The organism is Streptococcus sp. Z556 (genome assembly GCF_053010225.1).
The window spans coordinates 107,555-130,777 of record NZ_JBRKNU010000001.1 but is presented as its reverse complement, the minus strand read 5'-3'; the positions used below and the strand labels follow the sequence as shown (position 1 = coordinate 130,777).

At 44.7% G+C, this 23,223-nt stretch carries 23 protein-coding genes; 2 read left to right on the top strand and 21 right to left on the bottom strand.

All coding sequences use genetic code 11. From position 1 onward, the window contains the following. Positions 1-273: 273 nt before the first annotated feature. Both ACVC7S_RS00560 and ACVC7S_RS00555 read left to right on the top strand, forming a co-directional pair. Positions 274-1,728: a sucrose-6-phosphate hydrolase gene (locus tag ACVC7S_RS00560; protein ID WP_447265802.1), complete on the top strand. Its 1,455-nt coding sequence runs from the start codon at positions 274-276 to the stop codon at positions 1,726-1,728. Further along, positions 1,709-2,674 carry a LacI family DNA-binding transcriptional regulator gene (locus ACVC7S_RS00555; protein ID WP_447265801.1) on the top strand — a complete coding sequence of 322 codons (966 nt, stop codon included), beginning with the start codon at positions 1,709-1,711 and terminating at the stop codon, positions 2,672-2,674. Before ACVC7S_RS00560 ends, ACVC7S_RS00555 begins: the two co-directional genes overlap by 20 nt. A 142-nt stretch (positions 2,675-2,816) precedes the next feature. Here ACVC7S_RS00555 and ACVC7S_RS00550 read toward each other — a convergent pair whose 3' ends face one another. The 21 genes from ACVC7S_RS00550 to ACVC7S_RS00450 all read right to left on the bottom strand — a co-directional run bounded on the left by ACVC7S_RS00550 (position 2,817) and on the right by ACVC7S_RS00450 (position 23,222). Further along, the gene (locus ACVC7S_RS00550) at positions 2,817-4,091 is read right to left on the bottom strand and encodes a hydroxymethylglutaryl-CoA reductase, degradative (protein WP_447265800.1); all 1,275 of its coding nucleotides are present in this window, start codon (positions 4,089-4,091) and stop codon (positions 2,817-2,819) included. Continuing rightward, positions 4,091-5,263 (bottom strand): hydroxymethylglutaryl-CoA synthase, encoded by a 1,173-nt coding sequence (locus ACVC7S_RS00545; protein WP_447265799.1) that lies wholly within the window; start codon positions 5,261-5,263, stop codon positions 4,091-4,093. The genes ACVC7S_RS00550 and ACVC7S_RS00545 overlap by 1 nt, the downstream gene beginning before the upstream one ends. A 118-nt stretch (positions 5,264-5,381) precedes the next feature. Further along, positions 5,382-5,837 (bottom strand): threonine/serine exporter family protein, encoded by a 456-nt coding sequence (locus ACVC7S_RS00540; RefSeq protein WP_000176905.1) that lies wholly within the window; start codon positions 5,835-5,837, stop codon positions 5,382-5,384. A 1-nt stretch (position 5,838) separates the two neighbouring features. Further along, entirely contained in the window at positions 5,839-6,597 is a 759-nt protein-coding gene (locus tag ACVC7S_RS00535) for a threonine/serine exporter family protein (protein WP_447265798.1), read from the bottom strand. Between the two features lie 87 nt (positions 6,598-6,684). Continuing rightward, entirely contained in the window at positions 6,685-8,586 is a 1,902-nt protein-coding gene (gene pknB, locus ACVC7S_RS00530) for a Stk1 family PASTA domain-containing Ser/Thr kinase (protein ID WP_447265797.1), read from the bottom strand. Beyond that, positions 8,583-9,323 carry a Stp1/IreP family PP2C-type Ser/Thr phosphatase gene (locus tag ACVC7S_RS00525; RefSeq protein WP_000401534.1) on the bottom strand — a complete coding sequence of 247 codons (741 nt, stop codon included), beginning with the start codon at positions 9,321-9,323 and terminating at the stop codon, positions 8,583-8,585. Before ACVC7S_RS00525 ends, pknB begins: the two co-directional genes overlap by 4 nt. A 15-nt stretch (positions 9,324-9,338) precedes the next feature. After that, positions 9,339-10,652 carry a 16S rRNA (cytosine(967)-C(5))-methyltransferase RsmB gene (gene rsmB, locus ACVC7S_RS00520; RefSeq protein WP_447265796.1) on the bottom strand — a complete coding sequence of 438 codons (1,314 nt, stop codon included), beginning with the start codon at positions 10,650-10,652 and terminating at the stop codon, positions 9,339-9,341. Further along, positions 10,645-11,580 (bottom strand): methionyl-tRNA formyltransferase, encoded by a 936-nt coding sequence (gene fmt, locus ACVC7S_RS00515; protein WP_447265795.1) that lies wholly within the window; start codon positions 11,578-11,580, stop codon positions 10,645-10,647. Before fmt ends, rsmB begins: the two co-directional genes overlap by 8 nt. A gap of 12 nt (positions 11,581-11,592) precedes the next feature. After that, the gene (locus ACVC7S_RS00510; protein WP_447265794.1) at positions 11,593-13,989 is read right to left on the bottom strand and encodes a primosomal protein N'; all 2,397 of its coding nucleotides are present in this window, start codon (positions 13,987-13,989) and stop codon (positions 11,593-11,595) included. Between the two features lie 65 nt (positions 13,990-14,054). After that, positions 14,055-14,369, bottom strand: a complete 315-nt coding sequence (rpoZ, locus tag ACVC7S_RS00505) for a DNA-directed RNA polymerase subunit omega (RefSeq protein ID WP_002874282.1) — start codon at positions 14,367-14,369, stop codon at positions 14,055-14,057. Positions 14,370-14,393: 24 nt separating this feature from the next. Then, entirely contained in the window at positions 14,394-15,020 is a 627-nt protein-coding gene (gene gmk / locus ACVC7S_RS00500; RefSeq protein ID WP_000775041.1) for a guanylate kinase, read from the bottom strand. 134 nt (positions 15,021-15,154) lie between these two features. After that, positions 15,155-16,768, bottom strand: coding sequence for a ribonuclease Y (locus tag ACVC7S_RS00495; protein WP_033606008.1), 1,614 nt, complete (start codon positions 16,766-16,768; stop codon positions 15,155-15,157). A gap of 203 nt (positions 16,769-16,971) precedes the next feature. Further along, on the bottom strand, positions 16,972-18,069 hold the full coding sequence (locus ACVC7S_RS00490) for a nucleotidyltransferase (protein WP_447265793.1): 1,098 nt from the start codon (positions 18,067-18,069) through the stop codon (positions 16,972-16,974). A gap of 14 nt (positions 18,070-18,083) precedes the next feature. Continuing rightward, the gene (locus ACVC7S_RS00485; RefSeq protein WP_447265792.1) at positions 18,084-18,476 is read right to left on the bottom strand and encodes a hypothetical protein; all 393 of its coding nucleotides are present in this window, start codon (positions 18,474-18,476) and stop codon (positions 18,084-18,086) included. Between the two features lie 9 nt (positions 18,477-18,485). Continuing rightward, positions 18,486-19,226 carry a class I SAM-dependent DNA methyltransferase gene (locus ACVC7S_RS00480; protein WP_447265791.1) on the bottom strand — a complete coding sequence of 247 codons (741 nt, stop codon included), beginning with the start codon at positions 19,224-19,226 and terminating at the stop codon, positions 18,486-18,488. Positions 19,227-19,431: 205 nt separating this feature from the next. After that, positions 19,432-19,785: a ribosome silencing factor gene (gene rsfS, locus ACVC7S_RS00475; protein WP_001003009.1), complete on the bottom strand. Its 354-nt coding sequence runs from the start codon at positions 19,783-19,785 to the stop codon at positions 19,432-19,434. After that, a complete protein-coding gene (yqeK, locus tag ACVC7S_RS00470) occupies positions 19,786-20,379 on the bottom strand; it encodes a bis(5'-nucleosyl)-tetraphosphatase (symmetrical) YqeK (RefSeq protein WP_447265790.1) in 594 nt (197 codons plus the stop codon). It lies immediately after the preceding gene. After that, on the bottom strand, positions 20,379-21,008 hold the full coding sequence (locus ACVC7S_RS00465; protein ID WP_000963696.1) for a nicotinate-nucleotide adenylyltransferase: 630 nt from the start codon (positions 21,006-21,008) through the stop codon (positions 20,379-20,381). Before ACVC7S_RS00465 ends, yqeK begins: the two co-directional genes overlap by 1 nt. A 51-nt stretch (positions 21,009-21,059) precedes the next feature. Further along, on the bottom strand, positions 21,060-21,371 hold the full coding sequence (yhbY, locus tag ACVC7S_RS00460) for a ribosome assembly RNA-binding protein YhbY (RefSeq protein WP_447265789.1): 312 nt from the start codon (positions 21,369-21,371) through the stop codon (positions 21,060-21,062). 214 nt (positions 21,372-21,585) lie between these two features. After that, a complete protein-coding gene (yqeH, locus tag ACVC7S_RS00455; protein ID WP_447265788.1) occupies positions 21,586-22,692 on the bottom strand; it encodes a ribosome biogenesis GTPase YqeH in 1,107 nt (368 codons plus the stop codon). A 2-nt stretch (positions 22,693-22,694) separates the two neighbouring features. Continuing rightward, positions 22,695-23,222 (bottom strand): YqeG family HAD IIIA-type phosphatase, encoded by a 528-nt coding sequence (locus ACVC7S_RS00450; protein ID WP_006153778.1) that lies wholly within the window; start codon positions 23,220-23,222, stop codon positions 22,695-22,697. Between the last annotated feature and the right edge of the window lies 1 nt (position 23,223).

The following is a 23,223-nucleotide window of genomic DNA, read 5'->3' as shown; positions in this document are numbered from 1 at the left end:
AGCGTTTTGCAGAATTTTTTATTTTTATCCTCTTCTTTATATTCCTTTATGATAGTTTTTGACTGAGTTCTTCTATTTACTCATAAAAATATCTTGTTATTAGAGGGTTCAAAGCTTTTGTATTTTATTTTTAGGTGAAAATTAATCGAGTATCCTACTTTTCTTTTATGATAATCGTTTGACATTTTTTGCTATTTTTTAACATAAAAGACTTGCTTTTTTGGTCGAAAACGTTTACTATTAAGATAGCAGAACTTTCGGAGGAATGATATAATGGAATGGACAACAGAGCGTCGCTACAGACGCTACGAGGATTGGACAGATGATGAAGTCAAGGAAATCAAGGAAAAGATGGCACAATCTCCTTGGCACACTCATTACCATGTTGAGCCAAAAACAGGACTTCTCAACGACCCAAATGGCTTTTCTTATTTTGATGGCAAATGGATTCTCTTTTACCAGAACTTTCCTTTTGGAGCAGCTCATGGCTTGAAGTCTTGGGTGCAGCTTGAAAGTGATGATTTGGTGCACTTTTCAGAAACTAATGTCAAAGTCTTGCCTGATACAAAACTAGATAGTCACGGTGCCTACTCTGGCTCTGCCATGCAGTTTGACGATAACTTGTTCCTATTTTATACTGGAAATGTCCGTGATGAAAACTGGATCCGTCACCCCTACCAGATTGGTGCTTTGATGGATAAGGATGGCAATATTACAAAGATTGACAAGATCTTGATTGACCAGCCAGCAGACTCTACTGACCACTTCCGCGACCCGCAAATTTTTAACTTCAAAGGTCAATACTATGCTATCGTTGGTGGACAGGACTTGGAGAAAAAAGGCTTCGTTCGTCTCTACAAGGCTGTAGACAATGATTATACAAACTGGCAAGCAGTTGGTGACCTTAACTTTGCTAACGACCGCACTGCCTACATGATGGAATGTCCAAATCTAGTCTTTGTAGGGGAGCAACCAGTCCTTCTCTACTGCCCACAAGGATTGGATAAGGCTGTTCTAGACTATGATAATATCTATCCAAATATGTACAAAATCGGGGCTTCCTTTGATCCTGAAAATGCTAAAATGGTAGATGTGTCTCCCCTTCACAACCTAGACTATGGTTTCGAAGCCTATGCGACTCAAGCCTTTAACGCTCCAGACGGACGTGCATTGTCTGTCAGCTGGCTTGGGCTACCAGATATAGCCTACCCATCTGATCGTTTTGACCACCAAGGAACTTTCTCCTTGGTCAAGGAACTCACTATTAAAGATGGCAAACTCTATCAATACCCTGTCGCAGCTATCAAAGAACTTCGTGCCTCTGAGGAACCCTTTTCAAATCGTGCTCAAACCAATAACACCTATGAACTGGAGCTCAACTTGGAGGCCAATAGCCAGAGCGAGATTGTCTTACTTGCTGATAAAGAAGGCAAGGGACTTTCCATCAACTTTGACCTTGTAAATGGTCAAGTTACAGTAGACCGTAGCCAGGCTGGAGAACAGTATGCCCAAGAATTTGGAAACACTCGTTCTTGCCCAATCGGCAATCAAACTACTACTGCTAACATCTTCATCGACAATTCTGTCTTTGAAATTTTCATCAATAAAGGAGAAAAAGTATTTTCTGGTCGCGTCTTTCCGCATGCCATTCAAAATGGTATCCTGATCAAATCTGGAAAGCCAACCGGAACCTACTATGAATTAGATCATGGTCGCAAAACTAACTGATGTCGCCAAACTTGCAGGCGTCAGCCCCACTACCGTCTCACGGGTTATCAATAAAAAAGGCTATCTGTCTGAAAAAACCATTCTCAAGGTCAATGAAGCCATGAGAGAATTGGGCTATAAGCCCAACAATTTAGCTCGTAGCCTTCAAGGAAAATCAGCTAAGTTAATCGGCTTAATTTTCCCAAATATTTCCAATGTTTTCTATGCAGAATTGATTGACAAGTTGGAACACCAACTCTTTAAGAATGGATACAAGACCATCATCTGTAACAGCGAACATGACTCTGAAAAAGAACGGGAGTACATTGAAATGCTGGAGGCCAATCAGGTCGATGGTATCATTTCTGGAAGTCACAACTTGGGAATCGAAGACTACAATCGTGTGACGGCACCGATCATTTCCTTTGATCGAAACTTGTCTCCTGACATTCCTGTTGTCTCCTCTGACAACTACGGTGGCGGTGTTCTCGCTGCCCAAACCTTGGTCAAGACAGGTGCCCAGTCTATCATCATGATTACAGGAAATGACAATTCCAACTCGCCTACTGGACTGCGTCATGCTGGCTTTGCTTCTGTTCTCCCAAAAGCTCCTATTATCAATGTTTCGAGTGACTTTTCTCCCGTCAGAAAGGAAATGGAAATCAAGAATATCTTGACTCATCAGAAACCAGATGCGATCTTTGCTTCAGATGATCTGACAGCCATTTTGGTTATCAAAATTGCTCAAGAACTGGGAATCTCTGTTCCTGAAGAGCTCAAAGTCATCGGCTATGACGGGACTTACTTTATTGAGAACTACTACCCTCAACTCGCGACCATCAAGCAACCCTTGGAAGAGATTGCCCACCTCACTGTCGATCTTCTCTTGCAGAAGATTGAAGGCAAGGAGGTCGCGACAACTGGTTACTTCTTACCCGTCACCTTATTACCAGGAAAAAGTATTTAATACTCTTCGAAAATCAAATTCAAACCACGTCAGCGTCGCCTTACCGTACTCAAGTACAGCTTACGGCTAGCTTCCTAGTTTGCTTTTTGATTTTCATTGAGTATAAACACAAGAAAACTCAGACGAATGCGTCTGAGTTTTTTTATGATCGTAAATTTTCCAGATAGCGCTGAGCTGTCTCTAAGTTAAAGGTTTTCTCTGCGATGAGACGCTCAACGAGGGGAGCAACCTCTGTCTCACTAGCACCTGCTAGGAGAGCTAAGGATTTGGCCTGCAATTTCATGTGGCCTTGCTGGATGCCCGTACTCACCAAGGCTTTCAGAGCCGCAAAGTTTTGTGCAAGACCAATAGACACGATAATCTGGGCTAATTCTTTGGCAGAAGGATTTCCCAGTAGTTCATGACTAAGAGCTACACGGGGGTTGAGACCGATAGAGCCACCCTTGGTCGCTACAGGCATAGGTAGGGTCATCTCACCGACCAATTCTTCTGTGTCCCTATCTAGACTCCATCGACTAAGTCCTTGATAGCGTCCATCTCGACTGGCAAAGGCATGAGCCCCAGCTTCGATAGCACGCCAGTCATTACCCGTGGCGATTAAAATGGCATCGATACCATTAAAAATCCCTTTATTGTGAGTAGCTGCTCGGTAAGGATCTGCCTGCGCAAACTGGCTAGCCAAAGCTATTTTCTCTGCTATTTCTCTGGCTTCATCCTTTCGTCGGCTCAAGTAGCGAAAGGCAATACGACAGCTTGCTGTCACTAGAGAATCTGTCGCGTAATTGGACAGGATTCCCATGAGACTCTGCCCCTGACTGAGTTCTTCTAAGACCGGCTTCAAGGCTTCTAGCATGGTATTGAGCATATTGGCTCCCATGGCTTCCTGGGTATCGACATAGAGATAAACAACGAGAAAGTCTGTTTCACCTTTGATCTGTTCTACATGCAAATCACGCGCCCCACCACCGCGTTTGACGATGGAGGGATAGGCTTGATTGGCAAGTTCCAAGAGCTCTGCTTTCTTGTTGACAATCTTCTCTTGCGCTTGTTCAGGTTCAGCAACTTGATAAAGAGCTACCTGACCAATCATCTGGCGCTGATGAACCTGAGCAGTAAAACCGCCTGCTCGCTTGATGATTTTGCTGGCATAGCTAGCTGCAGCAACCACTGACGGCTCTTCTGTCACATAAGGAACTGTATAATCCTGACCATTCACCAAAAGCTCTGGAATAATCGAATAAGGTAGAGAAAAAGTTCCTACCACGTTTTCACTCAGCTGGTCTGCAACAGCCAAGCTGACTTGTTCATCCTGCTCTAGACTGGTTTGCTTTTCAGGACTAAGGAGCGCCTGAGCTCGCAACAACTCAAGGCGCTCATGGTATGATTTTTTAGAAAATCCATTCCAACTTATCTTCATTATTTTTCAACCTTGCTATAACGGCGTTGGTGGTCGACAATCTCCACCAAGGCATAGTCTTGATGTTCATAAGCTGCAAATTGGGCTGAACCAGATTCATCCAACTGCACCTCTTCGAAGAAGACTTTTTCATAGTCTGCAACGGATAGGACTGTACGTTGCTGGAGTTTGCTCAAGCGCTCTTTGTCGAGATAAGCTTCATAGCCTTCGACCAATTCACCACTAAAGAACTCTGAAACCGCTCCACTTCCGTAGCTGTAGAGGGCAATTTTATCTCCAGCCTTCAAAGTCTCTGCATTTTCTAAAAGGGAGAGGAGGCCGAGGAAGAGGGAACCTGTATAGATATTTCCAATCATCTGACTGTAAAGAATGGATTTGTCAAAGTTTTCTTGCAAACTATCCTGCTTCTCCTGAGAAAGAGTCTTGTCCATCATCTTGCGCAAGCCTTTTAGGGCCAGCTTAGGATAAGGCAAGTGGAAACAGATGGCCGCAAAGTCACCCATGGTCCAATCGTAACGCTTCTTGTATTCGTCCCAAGTCGTCATGAGACTGTCCAGATATTGCTGGGTTGAATAAACACCATTGACATAAGGAGTCGTTGAATAGTTTGGACGCCAGAAATCCATGATGTCACGCGTTTGAGCAACATTGTCATTGTTAAAGGCCATAATGCGTGGATTTTGCGTGATTAGCATGGCCACACTTCCAGCACCCTGAGTTGGTTCGCCCGGAGTTCCGACACCATACTTGGCAATATCACTGGCAATGACCAAAACCTTAGACTCTGGAGAAGTTTCCACATGTAACTTGGCATAATGAAGGGCAGCTGTTGCTCCATAGCAGGCTTCTTTGATTTCAAAGCTACGGGCGAAAGGCTGGATGCCTAACAGACCATGAACAAAGACCGCTGCTGCCTTACTCTGGTCAATTCCTGACTCGGTCGCCACGATGACCATGTCGATTTCTTCTTTATCTGTATCTGTGAGGATAGAGTCGCTTGCACTAGCAGCCAAGGTAACAATGTCCTCAGTCAGTGGTGCAATGCTAATTTCATTTAACAAGAGTCCCTTGCTAAATTTTTCGGGGTCAACTCCCCTTGCTTCTGCTAGGTCTTGTAATTTCAAGACATATTGACTGGTTGCAAAACCAATCTTATCAATACCGATTGTCATATTTACCTCTGTTTTTTCATTCATTGTAAAAAATCGTTTCATTCTATTTTATCACAAATAGGGGCAAAAGAGAGAAAAAAGACTTGATTCACCAAATCAAGCCTTTTCTTTGACTGCATTAGGAAGAGATTCCTCGTTGTTTTCGGATGTAGTAATAAAGCTTTAGAATTACCGTTCCACTTGCCATTCCAATAGAAATAACGAGGGCTAACATAACTACCAAAGTCGCGCTGGCAAGGGCATGACTGTAATCGCCTGTCACAAAGAAAGCTGTCGTCCGATAGGATAAATAACCTGGCACCAAGGGGGCAAGAATGGCCAAGACAAATACCACCGCTGGTGTCTTATAGACAATACTTAAAATCTGGCTAATGCAAGAGCCAATTACTGCTGCGATAAAGGTTGCAACGATGACATTGGTTGGTTCTTTGAGAACGAGATAGAGGAGCCAAACGCCCATTCCCAGAATACCACCAGGAAGGAGCATGGAGCGTTGGACATTCAGTACGATTAAAAAGGTGATAATGGCGAGTAAACTCGCCACCGCTTGGAGTAAAATACTTGTTAGAGTCATCTTATGTCATCAAAACCAGGGCGACCGAAGTGCCGGCCCCTAAAGCGAGGGTAATGAGCAGAGATTCAAACATCTTGCTCATACCAGAGTTGATATGGTTGGTCATGATATCCCGAACCGCATTTGTCAGAGCGATCCCTGGAACAAAGGGCATGACTGCTCCTGCTATGATCAGGTCTGCCGTCGAAGGAAATCCAGTGTAGCGGGCCCAGAACTGGGCAATCAAGCCAAAAACAAAGGCTCCCGCAAAGGCTGTTACAAAAGGAATGCGGATAAACTTCTCGACGTAGAGAGAGAAGGCAAACCCAAACAAGGTCGCAATAGCAGCACCAAATGCGTCATAGACATTTCCCCCAAACATAATCGAGAAGAAGGGAGCACTAAGGGTCGCTGCGATGGTTACTTGGAACTTAGTATAAGGAAGGGCTTGATTGCCGATTTCTTTCAGCTTTTTAAAGGCTGTCGAGAGATCAATCTGTCCTCCGACAAGCTCCCGTGATACTTGGTTGACATCACAAACTTTTTCGATGTTATAGGAGGATGATGTCACTCGCTTCATTCGAGAAATATTAGTATTTTCAATAGAAAAGAAAATAGCAGCGGGCATGGCAAGTACATTGCAATCCATAATCCCTTGTGAATGGGCAATACGAATCATGGTATCCTCTACCCGATGAATCTCCGAACCACTTTTCAAGAGAATGGTTCCTGCTAGCATAATCACATCAATGACGGCATTCAACTCTCTCGATTCGTCCATTTTCTCCTCCTTTTTTCTACTCCCTATATTTTATCACAAAATCTTGTTAAAAAAAATCTTTGTCATGATTTCATGACAAAGATTCGTTTAATCTCGAGAACTTTCGCGGTTTCCTTCATTATTTGGTTGATTAGTTGGAGGATTATTACCTTGTTGATTACCTTGTTGGTTCCCTTGATTTGGTGTTGTTGTAGAACCCTGGTTCCCTCGTTGAGCAGAGTTAGAGGATGAAGTTGACGGTGGTGTTTTCGGTTTGTAAATCGAAATCTTGATACGCGTGCTAGCAAGGTCAACCTTTTCACCAGCTTTTGGTGTTTGATCTACAACTGTACCCTCTGCTGTTCCTTCAGGAGCAGTCGATACTTCAATAACCTCGATATTAGCCTCTTTTACTCCGACAATCTGAGTCAGATTATTCTTAGTAAATTCGAGACTTGAACCGATGTAGCTAGGCATGCTGACACTGGTCACCTTCTTGGCCACTGTTAAGGTAATCGTGGTGGCTTTTGAAAGGTCATAAGTCGAACCCGAAGCAGGGGTTTGTCTGAGGATAGTTCCTGGTTCGCTTTCGCTGGATTCTTCCTCTTCCATCTTGATTAGATTTTCAGGAACCTTCTTCTCCTTGAGTTCAGCTACAACTTCTGTATACTTGCGTCCGACGTAATTGTTCAATTGGAAGGATTGCTTGCCAGAAGAAACAACCAAATTGACCTTGGTCCCTTCTTTTCGGCCGCTACCAGCTTCTGGATCCGTTCGAATAACACGTCCTTCTGCTACTGTATCGCTGGCCTCTGACTTTTCTTCACCAGCTTCAAACTTGGATTTTTTAAGAGTTTCCTTAGCCTCTGCAACGGTTTGTCCAGCTACGTTAGGAATAGCAATCGTTGCTGGTGTCCTTGACAAAATCCAGACCAAAGAGGCTGCAACCAATAGAAGACTAGCCAAAAGAATCATATAGCGAGCCTTAAACTTCCGTTTCTTGGCTGGTTTTGGTGCAGGTGCTGGCTCAGCGACTGGTTGAGTTGCTTTCTTTGGCTGAGGGCGTTCTTCTTGCGCAGGCGCTTTAGGAATAGACGTCAGTGTACTTTGTGGAACTTTAGGCAAGGTCTTGGTGTCTGCCTTGCTGGCATCATCAAAGACCAATTTTGGTTCATTTCGGCGATTGTATGACAAACTACTCGATAAATCTACATACATCTCCGAAACAGACTGATAGCGATCCGTCAATTTCTTGGCCGTTGCCTTGATGACAACATTTTCTAAAGCCTGAGGGACAGATGGATTTTCAGCAATGACTGATGGAAGAGGCTTCTGGAAATGCTGGAGAGCAATCGTAACTGCACTATCCCCATCGTAAGGAATGTGACCAGTCAGCATCTCATAGAAGATAATCCCCATTGCATAGATATCACTCTGGAAGGTCGCTTTAGAACCACGAGCTTGCTCTGGTGACAGATAATGAACCGAACCCAGCATCGAGTTGGTCTGAGTGAGACTGGTCTCCGCAAAGGCTACGGCAATCCCAAAGTCAGTGACCTTGGCTGTGCCATCAGGTGTCAGTAGGATATTTTGTGGTTTCAAATCGCGGTGAACAATGCCTCTAGTATGGGCTAAGCGCATGGCCAAGAGGATTTGTCCCATGATTCGAACCGCTTCTTCATTTGAAAGAGGATGGTGTTCTTTGATATAACGCTTGAGGTCAAGCCCTGCTACGTACTCCATAGCTAGGTACTGTTGACCTTCTTCCTCACCAATATCTGTTATCCGAACGATATGAGGATGGTCCAGATCTGCCATAGCCCTCGCTTCACGCTGGAAACGTGCTACAGCAATCGGGTCTGTCTGGTAGTTGGTCCTCAGGACCTTGACCGCCACTTCTTCCCCGTCTAGGATCAAATCCTTGGCCAGGTAAACATCTGCCATGCCCCCTCGACCAATCTGTTTGATAATCCGATACCGCCCGGCAAAAATCTTGCCGATTTGGATCATTCTGCTTCCTCCTCGTTCATGTAAACAAGGGCAACCGTAATGTTGTCTAAACCTCCTGCATTGTTAGCGAAACGAATGAGGGTTGCCGCCTTGTCTGCTAAGGAAATATCGCTGGTTACGATATCATAAATCTCGCTGGCCGAAATCATATTGGTCAAACCATCACTATTGAGCAAGAGATAATCTCCTGACTCCAGTGTAATCATTCCAAAATCTGGTTGAATCTCATCCTTTTGTCCGATGGACTGAGTGATGATATTTTTTTGGGGATGTGCTTCAGCTTCTTCTGGAGTCAACTGACCAGCCTTGAGCAATTCATTGACCAAGGAATGGTCACTGGTCAACTGGTGGTACTCTTCTCCACGAATCAAACCGATACGAGAATCTCCAATATGAGCATAGATAGCTTGGTTGTCAATAATAGCCATAGCTTCTAGCGTAGTTCCCATACCTTTGTAGTCTTCGTCCTGACCTAGTTGATGAATTTTTTGATTTTCAATCTCTAGGTAATGAGCAAACCACTCACGAACTTCATTGACTGAGTCGATTTGGGTATCCACCCAAGCCACGCCGAGGTCTGTTACCGCCATTTCACTAGCGATATTTCCTGCACGGTGCCCTCCCATCCCGTCAGCCAAAAGGATCATTGTGCGTCCTGCTCGGTTGACAAAGTGATTGACATAGTCTTGGTTATTTGTTCGTTTCTGACCAACATCTGTTAATAATGCTATTTCCATTGTGTCAGTTCCTTCCTAATCTGATATCTTACGAAATTGGCTAATGAAGAATCCATCACTTCCATACAATTCTGGAGTAATCAGGATACAGCCATCTTTCAGGATATCTTTACATTCGTGTTCTAGTTTAACCTGCTCGAACTCGGGATGACTTTCTAAAAACGCCTCAACGACTTGAAAGTTCTCCTCAGAGACAATAGTACAGGTACTATACGTTATTATACCACCTTTTCGTAGTGTTTGACAAACACTACCTAATATTTCCAGCTGAATTTCCTGCAATGACGTGAAATCTGCCGTTTCTTTATTGTATTTGATGTCTGGTTTGCGGCGCAAGAGGCCGATTCCAGAACAAGGGGCATCTACTAAAATCTTATCAAAAGAGTCTTTTTCAAAAAACTCATGCACTTTTCTGGCGTCCAATTTTTGCGTTTGCACTCGATCCGCCACACCCAGACGTTGGGCGTTTTCTTGGATCAAGTCCAACTTGTGATCATAAAGATCTAAAGCCGTCACCTTACCAGATGTGAGGAAAGAAGCCATATGGGCTGTTTTCCCACCCGGAGCTGCACAGGCATCTAGGACCTGCTCATGGCCTTGCAGATCAAGAGTCGGAGCAACCAGTTGACTGGACTCGTCTTGGATGGTTATAGCCCCTTCTGCGAACAAATCATGTCCTGCAAAGTAGCCTTGCTCCTTGACCAGACCAGTGGCCGCCAAAGGGGAATCACTCGCCTCTAACACGGCTTTGATCTCCTCTTTTCGGCTCAAATCGACTACACGAATACTGGCTTTGCTGCGTACCAAGAGACTTTTAAAGATGGCTTGTGCTCGCTCTTCACCGTACTCTTCCTTGAGCTTAGATACTAGCCAAACTGGGAGAGAATAGGCAATGGAATCACGCTTATTTTTTCGCTTAATGCTGTCAATATCTGGCCAGCCTTCTCGTAAGATACGACGCAGGACGGCATTGACCAATTTCTCACTGCCTTTTTTACGGGCTTTGGCTAGTTCCACTGCTTCATTAACAACAGCGTGATTAGGAATCTTATCCAGATACCGAAGTTGGTAGGCGCTCAGGAGGAGCAGAGTATAGAGCCAGTTATCTAGCTTATCCCGGTCTTGGATAAAGTGGGACAGGTACCATTCCAGAGTGAGTTTTCGGGCTACCGTTCCGTAGACAATCTCTGTCACCAAGCCCTTATCTGCTGCTGAGAGTTGACTCCCCTTGAGGTGTTTATTTAAGGTAATATTGGAGTATGCTTGGTTAACTAAAACATCCTCTAGCACTGCTAGAGCTAGACTTCTAGCCGTTTCTACTTTAGTCACCAAATCGTTCTCCTACAGTCAATGTCCGACCCACTCCGTTGAGGAAGGAAGCAATGTCCATCTTGGGCTTCCCAGCTGGCTGCACTTGCTTGAGAGATAGAGCGCCTTCAGCCGCTGCAACGATTAATTCTTTCTTGCCAATAGAGAGGATCTCACCTGGAGCTCCCTGACCTTCTACTGGTAGGGCTTCATAAATCTTAAAGCGGTCTTCCTTGAGAAAAGTGTGGGCAACAGGCCATGGATTCATCCCTCTGATTTGGTTAAAGAGTTGACGGTTAGTCTTATTCCAGTCCAACTTTTCTTCCTCTGGTTTGATATTTGGCGAGAAAGTGACTTGACTAGGATCTTGTGGTTCAGGTTTGATCTCCCCAGCAATATAGGCAGGAAGGGTGTCCAAAAGCAAGTCCCGACCAACGATTGCCAATTTTTCAAACAAGGTTCCAACATTATCCTCATCAGTGATAGGAATACTGCGACGGGAAATCATGTCTCCTGCATCCATTTCCTTGACCATTTCCATAATGGTCACACCAGCTTCCTCATCCCCTTGAATCAAGGCATAATGAATGGGGGCACCACCACGGTGTTTGGGAAGAAGGGAGGCGTGAACATTGACCGCAAAGTCCATGCTATCAAGAAGTTTACTTGGGAGAAATTGCCCAAAAGCAGCGGTCACAATCCCATCTGCTCCTAAATTCATAATAGCTTCCAGCTCTGGACTTCCAGATAATTTTTCAGGCTGGTAGATGGGAAGACCTGCTTCTTTGGCAGCCTGCTTGACTGGGGTTTCTTGGATAACTTTTTTACGGCCGACAGCGCGGTCTGGCTGGGTCACAACAGCTAGGATCTCGTAACGGTCGTCTGATAACAACCCCTTCAAAACTGTCGCTGAAAAATCAGGTGTCCCCATAAAGATTAGTTTTGTCATTTCTTCTCCTTCTTATAAAAATTGCTGCGGTTCGTGGTCAATGCTGAGACGAAGCTCGCTATTTTCCCGTTCTTGGGTCAAGGCCAAGACCTGGTTGAGGGTTGGTCCCAGCTCATCTTCTAAACGGTATTTAATCAAAATCTGGTAATGGTAAAGGTTGTGGGTGCGGGCAATGGGTTTTGGCGTTGGTCCAAGGATTTTACTAGTTTCCGATAAACCTGAGCGCAAAATTCCCATGACTTCATAGGCACGTTTGACAACCTCTTCTTCTTTCTTGTGAGAGAGGGTAATCCCAATAGTGAAATAATAAGGCGGATAGCCGAGTTGGCGCCTGATACTCATTTCATAGGCATAAAAACCTTCATAGTCCTGTTCCTTGGCAAAACGAATGGCATAGTGCTCAGGATTGTAAGACTGGATCAAGACCTGCCCAGCCTTTTCCGCACGACCTGCACGACCAGCCACCTGAGTTAAGAGTTGGAAGGTTCTCTCAGAAGAACGGAAATCAGGCAGATTCAAAGCCGTATCCGCATTGAGCACTCCGACCAAAGTCACATTTGGAAAATCCAAGCCCTTGGCAATCATCTGAGTTCCCAGCAAGATATCTGCTTGCCCTTGACCAAACTGGTCAAGAAGAGCTTGGTGACTACCCTTCCTACGGGTCGTATCCACATCCATCCGCAGAATACGTGCCTGAGGAAAAAGCTCTGCTAGCTCATCATAGGCTTTCTGAGTCCCCGTCCCATAGTATCGAATACTGCGGCTCTGACAGTTGGGACAGACATGAGGAATTCCCTTAGAAAAGCCACAGTAATGGCAGTTCATGGTCTTGGTATCCATGTGCAAGGTTAGAGAAATGTCACAGTTGGGACAAGTATCCACCGTCCCACACTCCCGACACATAACAAAGCTAGAATAACCCCGACGATTGAGCATGAGGACTACCTGCTCTTTTTTATCCAGACGTTCTTTGATGGCCTCTAGCAAAGGAGGTGTAAAGTTTGATGTCTCATTCTGCCCGATATAGTCACGAAAGTCAATCACTTGAACCTCAGGAATGGTGGCTAAAGGATTGGCACGTTGGCTTAGACGTAAGTGTTGATAGACACCTTTTCCAGCCCTCGCACGGCTCTCTAAGCTCGGTGTCGCCGAACCAAGGACCAGAGCCGCTTGATTGTACTGGGCTCGTAAAATGGCGACCTCTCTAGCATGATAACGGGGATTGCTGTCTTGCTTGTAGCTAGCTTCATGCTCTTCATCGATAATGATGACACCTAGATTTTTCAGAGGAGCAAAGATAGCTGATCGAGCGCCAACGACAACTTGGGCATCGCCACGTTCGACCTTGCGCCATTCATCGTACTTTTCACCATTGGACAGGCCTGAATGAAGAATGGCTACTTTCTCGCCGAAACGAGCAATGAAACGCTCCGTCATTTGTGGCGTCAGGGAAATCTCAGGCACCAACAAAATGGCTGTCTTGCCCTTGTCCAAAGCTCCTTGGATAATCTGTAAGTAAACCTCTGTTTTCCCACTTCCTGTAATCCCTTGAAGGAGGAAAGGAGGTTGCTGACTGCCAATAGCACTGACAACGGCATCACGCGCCTGTCTTTGTTCTGGATTCAATTCCAAAGGTTGGCTGGCTTCAATGCCTTCAAAATAAGCAGCTGAGCGTTGCACTTCCTTTTGGACTAGGGTTAGAGCTCCTTGCTCCACAAAGAAGTTGACTTGCTCCCGCGAGTAGGAATCTAACAAACTAGCTAGAGGAGCGCTTTCAGGATGAGCTAGCAAATAGTCTCTCAGCTCTGCCTTTTTCTTAGCACGCGCAGAAATCTCAATCTTCTCTAGTCGAGTAGCATCAACCTCATACCAAGACTGGGTCTTGACCTTCTTCTGATCGACAGCCTGGTATTCTAGGCGGAGCAGCCCTTTTCTGGTCAAGCGCATCATTTCTGCCTGTTTGGCCAAATCTAGAGATGAAAAGGCTAGCGAATCTTCTGAACCAAACAAGCGCTCTTTGTCTGCCTGACTCAGGCCTTCTAGAGGATAGAGAATCTTATCATAGCTGGAGTTTAAAAATCCTGGAAGCATGGCTTTTAGAATGGAGATCTTGTAAGAAAAGACTGACTTACGAAGCTCCTCAGCCAGCCAGAGTTGCTCCTGGGTCAAGACGGGCGAAAAGTCTAGGACTTCTGCAATCTCTTTCAAGTCCTGATCTGCCACTTCTTCATCCGACTGGGACTCCAAACCCAATACAATCCCTTGGATCAAACGATTGCCCTTGCCGAAGGGTACATGAACCCGCATACCGACTTCCAGCATCTCTACAAATTCCTCTGGGATCTTGTAACTGTAGGGCTGGTCCGTCTGCATCAGGGGAACATCCACGATAATCTTTGCGATAGCCATTTTCTCACCTCCTTCTTGTCACTACATTCTTGCAATAGAAAAAATAAGATTGAGTCCCCCCAACCTTAAATTTTTTCACCATCTTCTTTTTCTTTAGCGATTTGCTCTTTGATTTTCTTTTCTTCTTCTTCTTTTCGGCGTTTTTCTTCTTCGATACGGAGACGAACTGCTTCACGTTTTCCTTCTGGATCTGGGTGAATGGTTACATTTCCAGACTCGATTTCTTCTAAAGCACGAAGAGTTGATTTTTCAGACTTAAACTCTTGAGTCGCTGGTGCGCCTGCTTCTAGTTCGTGGGCACGTTTTGCTTCCAAGATTACGAGTGAATATTTTGATGGTACCTTGTCCAGCAAGGTATCAATAGAGGGTTTTAACATCATTTGCTTGTACCTGTTTCCTATAGTTTATCGAGTAGTTGGAGATTTTGGCAACATCTCCTGGTAGTGACCAATAACACGGTCCACACGGAAGTGTTCTGCTTCGATCACACGCTTGACACGTTCAGCAGCGAGGGGCACCTGATCGTTGACAATGGCATAATCATACTCACGCATGAGGGCAATTTCTTCCTTGGCTTTTTCGATTCGTTGGGCAATCACTTCAGCGCTATCTGTTCCACGACCTACCAAACGATCTTGCAATTCATCCAAATCTGGTGGTGTTAAGAAGATAAAGACAGCATCTGGAACCTTTTTCTTAACCTGAAGGGCTCCTTGGACTTCAATCTCAAGAAAGACATCGATTCCCTTATCTAGGGTTTCGTTGACATAGGTCAGAGGAGTTCCATAATAGTTACCGACATATTCTGCATATTCCAACATCTGACCTTGACGAATCAGCTCTTCAAACTCTTCACGAGTACGGAAGAAATAATCTACTCCGTCCACTTCACCAGGACGTTGCGCACGCGTCGTCATCGATACAGAGTATTGAAATTGATTCTCAGAACTCTCAAAAATCTCTCTTCTAACCGTTCCTTTCCCAACTCCTGAAGGACCAGAAAAAACGATTAGCAAGCCTCGGTCTGCCATTGTGTCTCCTTTAGTTAGTCTGTGAAATAAAGTAAAATTTCTCTCGGATACTGATGATTGCGTCAGTTATCCTTCTACAGTCTTTCTATCTAGTGTAACAAAAAAGCAGTAATTTTTCAACTGCTCTTTCTTATTTATTTAGCATAATCTACTGCACGAAGTTCGCGGATCACGGTTACCTTGATATTTCCTGGGTAATCGAGATTATTTTCAATTTTCTCACGAACTTTGTGAGCCAAGATTGTGACTTTGTCGTCTTTGATTTGTCCTGGATTAACCATGATACGGATTTCACGTCCTGCTTGAAGGGCAAAGCTGTTTTGCACTCCTTCAAAGCCATTGGCGATTTCTTCCAAATCATGGAGACGCTTGATATAGCTTTCAAGAGATTCACTACGAGCACCTGGACGCGCTGCACTCAAGGCATCTGCTGCAGCAACGATCACTGCAATGACGCTTTCGGCTTCCACATCGCCGTGGTGGCTAGCAATAGTATTGACCACAACTGGGTGTTCCTTGTACTTACGAGCCAATTCCGTACCAATCTCAACGTGGCTACCTTCAACCTCGCGGTCAATAGCTTTCCCGATGTCATGAAGGAATCCAGCACGACGAGCAAGAGCTGCATTTTCACCAAGTTCACTGGCGATGATACCAGATAACTTAGCAACCTCAATCGAATGACGCAAGACATTTTGTCCATAAGAAGTACGGAACTGCAAACGTCCCATGATCTTCATCAGGTCTGGATGGAGGTTAGGCGCACCAATCTCATAGGCAGCAGCCTCACCATATTCGCGGATTTTATTGTCAATCTCCTGACGGTTTTTCTCCACCAATTCCTCGATACGAGCTGGGTGGATACGGCCATCCTTGAGCAACATTTCCATGGTCATACGAGCAATTTCACGACGAATCGGATCAAATCCTGACAAGGTTACCACTTCTGGCGTGTCGTCAATGATGACATCTACCCCTGTCAAACTTTCAAAGGTACGAATATTGCGTCCTTCACGACCGATAATGCGTCCCTTCATGGTATCGTCTGGTAGATGAACTGTAGAGTTTGTTGACTCCGCTACATACTCACCAGCGATACGCTGCATAGCCTGAACCAAGATATCTTTGGCAATCTTGTCTGAACGTTCCTTCACCTCTTGCTCTGCCTCACGAATGCGGCTAGCAATTTCCTTGGTCAAATTTTCCTCTGTCTGAGCCAAGATAATATCTCGAGCCTCAGTTTGGGAAAGGGAACCGATACGTTCAAGTTCAGCTTCTTTTTGTCTTTCGACTTCCTCTAATTGCTCTTCACGTGCATCAAGGTTTTTTGCTCTATCAGAAATACTTTGTTCTTTTTGTTCAAGTGTTTTTTCTTTGTTCGTCAAATTGTCGTCTTTGCGGTCAAGGCTCGTAGCTCTCTCCGTCAAACGACTTTCAATTTGCTTGAGCTCCTGACGTTCTGACTTAAATTCAGCGTCCACTTCTTCACGGTATTTTCTGGCTTCCTCTTTGGCCTCCAATAGTGCTTCTTTTTTAAGAGACTTGCTTTCGCTCTTGGCTTCATTTAGTAATAAATCCGCTTCGCGCTCAGCTTGTCCTCGTAAATTAGTTGCTTCTTGTTCAGCATTTAGAAGCATCAACTCTGCAGCCTCTTGAGATGATTTCATCTTAGCTGAGATGCTGACATATCCAATGACTAAACCAATGATGACGGCAAAAACAGCAATCGCAAGTGTCATGATTTCCATGTTTTTACCTCATTAAATTTGTTTATCGAATGACATACATTCCTTAATATTCTATCATAAAAAACCGATTTTCACAAACCGAAATTGAAGAGTTTTGTATGAATTTTTGAAGAAATCCCTTAGATTTTCAAGTAAAATTAAGAATCTTTAAAAATTTAAATTTCCACGAAAAACGAAGCAAAAAAGCCTACCTTTCAGTAGACTTAGTTTGTTTCTATTCTAATCGGAACCCTGCCAAAATTCTGTTCTGCGATGCTTGGGTGTCCTAGTTGGTAAATCTGGTCTGCCTTTTGGGTCATAGCATCCCAAGGTTCTTTGCCAATTCGACTGACTAGATGGACCTGCTCTTTCAGTGACTTGAGATGTTGTCTGCCTTTTTCGGTAAAGCCAAGGACATGGATAGCTTCTGGCAAGTCGCTTTCTCTGGCCTGCACCAGAATATAGGTCAAGAGGCGTCTGACACGCGCCTTGGTGTAGCGTTTGGTCGCAACTGCCTCGACCAATTCGTCAACAGACTGAGCCTTCTTGATAGCTTCCTTGATGCGCACAGCCATTTCTTGATTGACCTGATAGATGGTCGTTAGGTCTGGATTTGACAAGATTTGATAGCGGAGCAAGGGAAAATAGTCATCCCAGCTCACCTTACTGGCCTGCTCAAAGAGGGCAAGAGAAGGCATAAAGCGTTCTAAGAAATCTTGGTCTGACTGGTGCTGACGCAGAGCTGTTGCCGAGGCAAAGTCCACATCCTTGTCCACAGAATGGTAACCCGCCCCCTGACGCTGAATCGGATGAAGTTTGATGTTGCGTCCCGCAACCGCCTTGGCATAGGCCAGAGCAAGGACATGATTAGGCGTATTGCCTGAAAAATCTAGATCTGCAAATTCTTGCCACATAGCTTGGGTTTTCTGAGGGTAGGAGAGGGAATCAGGTAGATTGTCCACAAATTTCTCCATTTCTCTACCTTGCTCTGTGTATAAGTCAGCAATTTTCTGATAATCCAGAATTTCTTCTGTCCCAAAAGCAAGACTATCAATGCCCAATCGAGCCAAGATATCCACAGCCCCTTGCCCAAAGAAATCCGCCGCCTGAATACTGACTAAAAAAGGCAATTCCACTACCAGATCAGCTCCATTTTCCAATGCCATCTGGGCCCTTGTCCACTTATCCACAATAGCAGGCTCTCCACGCTGCATGAAATTCCCAGACATGGCAACGATTTTCAGTCCCTCCGCCTGATCCAGCAGGTATTTATGTCCATTATGAAAAGGATTAAACTCCGCGATAATACCTGTGATGGTCATGATGTTCTCCCTTTCTAATGACGAAATCTACGATACCGCTCAGGCAATCTTCCTCTCCAGTTAAGCCATTGTTTTTCTCCTACTGGAAGGATTTCTGCCAGTTGTTCATTACTATAATTTTTTTGTAACTCAGGATAAGCTATCAACATAGTTGGTCTATGGCATCCAGCAACTGTCATTGGCCATGTTCCATACATCAGCATATGTCGGATATCATCCTCCGATTTTATTTCATTTACTAACATATCAAAAAGTTTCTTAGACATATCGTAAACGACTAACTCTGAATATACGGTTCCTTCTTCCTGAACATAGAAGTATTGCCCATCTTTCTCCCAAAGCGTTCCATTTTGACGAATACGATTAAACTGCGAAACTTCTTCCCAAGAATATTTTGATCGAACCATATCCATCTCCTACTTCTGCGCGACAAAAAACCAACGGGTAGTGGTTTCTGTTGGTTCCTTGTCCTCAAAGTCCGCATAGAGTTTGAAGGACTTGAATCCAGCCTGTTCCAGCAAAACATCATAGGTCAGGACCTCATAGGTCCGTTCCTCATGCACTTCATCATGGCGACTAAAAGAGCCGTCTGCTTCCTTGACGAAAAAGGTCAACTCATGCACGATAGAGTGAGGTGCTGCGTCCTCGTAGGTATCCCAGAGCATGGCAAAATCTTCTGCATTTTCATGGTAAGAATAGCCTGGAAAAATTTCATCTGTCTGGTAGATCGAATGGACATCAAATATAAAGACACCATCTTCGTTGAGGGCATTATATACTTCCTTAAAGACATCCCCTACTTCCACCTCATCCTGCATGTAGCAGATAGAGTCCGAATAACACGTGACAAAATCATATTTCCCTGCCTTGGACAAATCCAGCATGTTGCCTTCAATAAAATCAATCTTTTGCTTGGCTGAAGTCGCTCTCTTCTCCGCAATCTTCAACATATCAGCACTCAAATCAAGTCCAGTTACATCAAAACCAGCCTGAGAAAAGCGCACTGACTGGATGCCTGTCCCACAAGCCAATTCCAAAAGCTTCTTTCTCTCCTTGGTCTTAGGCAAATGACGGAGGGAAAAATCCGTCCATTTATCGTATAAACTATCATCCATCACAGCATCGTAAACAGCCGCAAAGGTTTCATAAGTCGCCATAATTAAGATACAAAGAGCGTTAAAAGCAAAGAGAAAATAGGAATCTTACCGACGTAGCGTCAGATACAAGGGAAGTTAATCTTTTTCTCACTGCTTTTAGCTCGTGTTCAGTTTCGAGATGAACAAAACACGACGCCCTCACCTTTCCATCAATTTCTTTTAAAATAAGCAAAGAAACCCAGTTGACTACAACTGAGTTCATCTCCTATGCCAAGGCTTCTGAAATGTCTACTGAATCCGCCTCATGCCATAGTTTTTCCAAGTTATAGTGGGCACGCATTTCCTCTGAGAAGATATGAACAACGACACCGCCGAGGTCTAGCAAGACCCAGCCTCCAGCTGCATCACCTTCGACATGACTGCCTTTAACACCAGCTTCTGCAACTTTTTCACGAATGTTATCAGCGATTGCGTCCAACTGACGGCTATTCATCGAGCTAGTGATGACAAAGTAGTCTGTCACACTGGTCAAATCTTGTACATCAAGTGCGAGGATATCCTCCGCACGTTTCTCATCAGCCGCTTTCACGACTAGTTCTAGTAATTCTTTTTCGTTCATTTAGTCCTCTTTCAAATAGTGCACAAAGGCGTTATAGGTTTCAAGGGTTTGGGGATAGATGGGAAATCCCTTATGAGCTAGATGCTCCACAGTGCGAGCTGTCTCATAGGCCACTGCCTTATTGAGCGATGAACTTGCAATCTCACGCGCCTGGTTCACTCCAGGGAAGGCACGATTGTGCTCGATATAGTCTGCTACATAGATGACCTTGTCTAAGTCCGTCATCTGACCAGCACCAACTGTATGAATTTCAATGGCTCGCAGGATTTCAGAATCTTGTAAATCCAAATCTTCTTTGATTTTATAAATTCCGACCATGCCATGCCAAACATTATTGCCCCAGTTTTTGAGGTCAGGGTCTAGCTGATAACGGTCAATCAAGTCTAGAAAATCCTGATCTGACAGCTTCTTGGCATAGTCATGGAGAAGACCTGCTAATCCTGCTTTCTCGGCATCGACTCCAAATCTCTCCGCTAGTTCTATGGCTGCACGCTCCACACCCAAGCAATGGGTCAAACGTTTTTCAGGCAGAAGCTCTGCCATTTTTTCCAACAAAGCCTCACGGGAGCAGTTGATATAGTCTTGATAGGCCATCAGTAAAGCCCCTCCTTCTCGATGTAGTCTAGCACTGGCTGAGGTAGGAGAAAGTTAGGTTTCCGACCTTGGGCAAGGAAGTCACGCACCATGCTGGATGAGATATCCATGAGCGGTACATCCACCCAGATGACTGGATAAGAAGTCCCTGCCTTGTAGCGTGGGCGCTGGACTCCCACAAACTGAACCATGTCAACCAGCTCATCAATTCGGTACCACTTAGGCAGATAATCCACCATATCAGCTCCGATAATGAAGTAATAGTCCGTGTCTGGATGTTGCTCTGTCAAAATCTTCATGGTGTCGTAGGTGTAGGAAATCCCCTTGCGCTCCAGCTCAATAGTTTCAATGGCTAGTCCTTCGATCCCCTCAATCGCCAATTCAAGCATCTTGAGACGGTGGTGTTCAGGGATGGTTTCTTTTTTGTCTACATGAGGTGGCTGATATTCAGGCATGAGCAGGACCTGGTCCAGCCCTAACTGTTGTCGTACTTGATCCGCCACAACAAGATGGGCATGGTGAACAGGGTTAAAATTCCCCCCTAAAATCCCAACTTGTTTGCGCTTTTTCTCCTTGATTTCTGGCTCCAACTCTACCTTGGTAAAGGGAGTCAATAATTCAATTGCCATAGGCTCGTCTTCCTTTAATTCTCTGTAAAAACAGTTGTTTGGAGTAGGGTTTTAGATTTCTTTGACTTTTTTAGAAATCTTGCGATTTTCTTTCTTGCTGGATTGTTTATACAAAATCAAGATGCGTCCGATTTTTTGGACAGTATCCACACCAATTTCTTCCTCCAAGATTTCAGCTACTTCGTGGATGTTTTCATCTGTGTTTTGTAAGAGCGTGACTTTAATCAATTCGCGGGCGTCAAGAGCCTGACGGACGCTGGTTTTGATTTGGTCGTTGAGACCATTTTTCCCGATTTGGATGATGGGTTTGAGGGGGTGCGCCTGACTGTTGAGGTAGGCACGTTGTTTCGATGTTAATGACATAATTTCTTTAAAAGAGTTTCTTTTTATACTTTTCTAAAGTGGTGACGGACGTCAGCAAAGTCCTTCGGACTTTCATGACTAAAATTTGAGTCTAAAGTCTCAAATTTTCCGCAGTTGGTACAATCACTTGTACCAACTGACACCACAGCGAAAAGTATTCTCCATGGGGCTCGCAATGCTCGCCTTAATAAAGACAACCCTTTCCTTTCTGTGTTTAAATAATTGCTTTTCGTGTGATGACTGCGACGCCTTCTGGTGCCCAGACGGCGACTTTGGCGGTGCCTGTTACGCGGATCCAGCCTAGTCCTGAGATGACTAGGTCTGTTTTGTCCTTGATAGTAAATACATGCTGGACTAGTTTTGGAAAGTCTTCTTTTTCCTTGCTATTTGGTGGCGTTAAAAGGGTACCTAGGTGCTTGTCGTAAAAGGCACTCGCGGCTTCAAGCTTGGTACGGTGGAGTTTGAGTTCATTGTCAAAAAAGGCTGTAAAACCTTGCTTTTCTCCTGCAATGAAGTCAAATCGGCCCAAACCTCCTAAAAATAGAGTTTGCTCTGGATTAAGCTGGTAGGTTTTAGGTTTGATTTCCTTTTTAGGGCTGACATACTTGAGGTTTTTAGCTGTCAAGTAGTGGGCCATCTGGTGACGGTGGATAATCCCCGGTGTATCGTAGATATAAGATCCGTCATCAAGTGGGATTTCAATCTTGTCCAAGGTTGTCCCTGGAAAGCGTGAAGTCGTGATGACATTTTGGTCACCCGTGATTTCTTGGATAATGGCATTGATGAGGGTTGATTTTCCTACGTTGGTCACACCGACTACATAGACATCACGGCCCTTTCTATAGTGCTCGATTTTGTCAATGACTTCCTTAATGGCATGCTTGTTTTGGGCTGATGTCAGAACGACATCTACTGGACGAAGTCCTTCCTCGTGGGCACGTTCCATGAGCCACTGGCTAATCTTGCCCGGTTTAACAGACTTGGGCAGGATATCTTTTTTATTTCCGACCAAGAGGACATCATTACCCGATACAAAGCGTGGCAAGCCTGGGATGACAGAACCATTAAAGTCAAAGATATCAATGACATTGACCACCAAGGCATCACTGTCTCCTACCTCGTGCAAGAGCTTGAGGAAATCATCGTCTGTCAACTGGACATCTGTGATTTCATTGTAATGACGGAGACGGAAACAGCGTTGGCAATAGACTTCTCCTGTCTCCAACCCTTTTTCGAGTGCCGACTGGGGCGTAAATCCAAGACCAGCCTCGTCTGTCGTCTGAATGGTTGCTCCACAACCAATACAGAGAATTTCTTCCATAGTTAGATTCCTTTTTTATATGTAATAGGTCCGTACTTTTCAGTAATTTGCTTCATGACACGGCGCTCGCGAGCTCGGTTGATCTGCGTCTTGATAGAGTCATGTTGGACCAATGGTTTGACCAAAATTGAGCGAATTCCTGCACGATGGGCTGCCCGAATATCGGTCATGAGCTGGTCACCGACCATGACCACTTCATTTTTCTCATAGTGAAATTCCTTCATGGCACGGTCAATCCCAAATGTGAAGGGTTTCAATGCCCAATAAACGTAATCAATCCCAAATTTCTCAACTGCGCGTTGAACTCGTTTTTTGGTATTATTTGATACCACGATGATGCGAATACCTGCATCCCGAAGGTCATGTAGCCACTGTTTCATCTCTGGCGTCCCATCAGGGTTGTTCCAAGCAATGAGGGTATTGTCCAAATCGACCAAAACAGCCTTGATACCCTGCGCCTGCAGGCTTGGGACTGTCAGATCATAGACTGCTTCCACAGCAAAATCTGGCATATAGTTTTCAATCGCCATT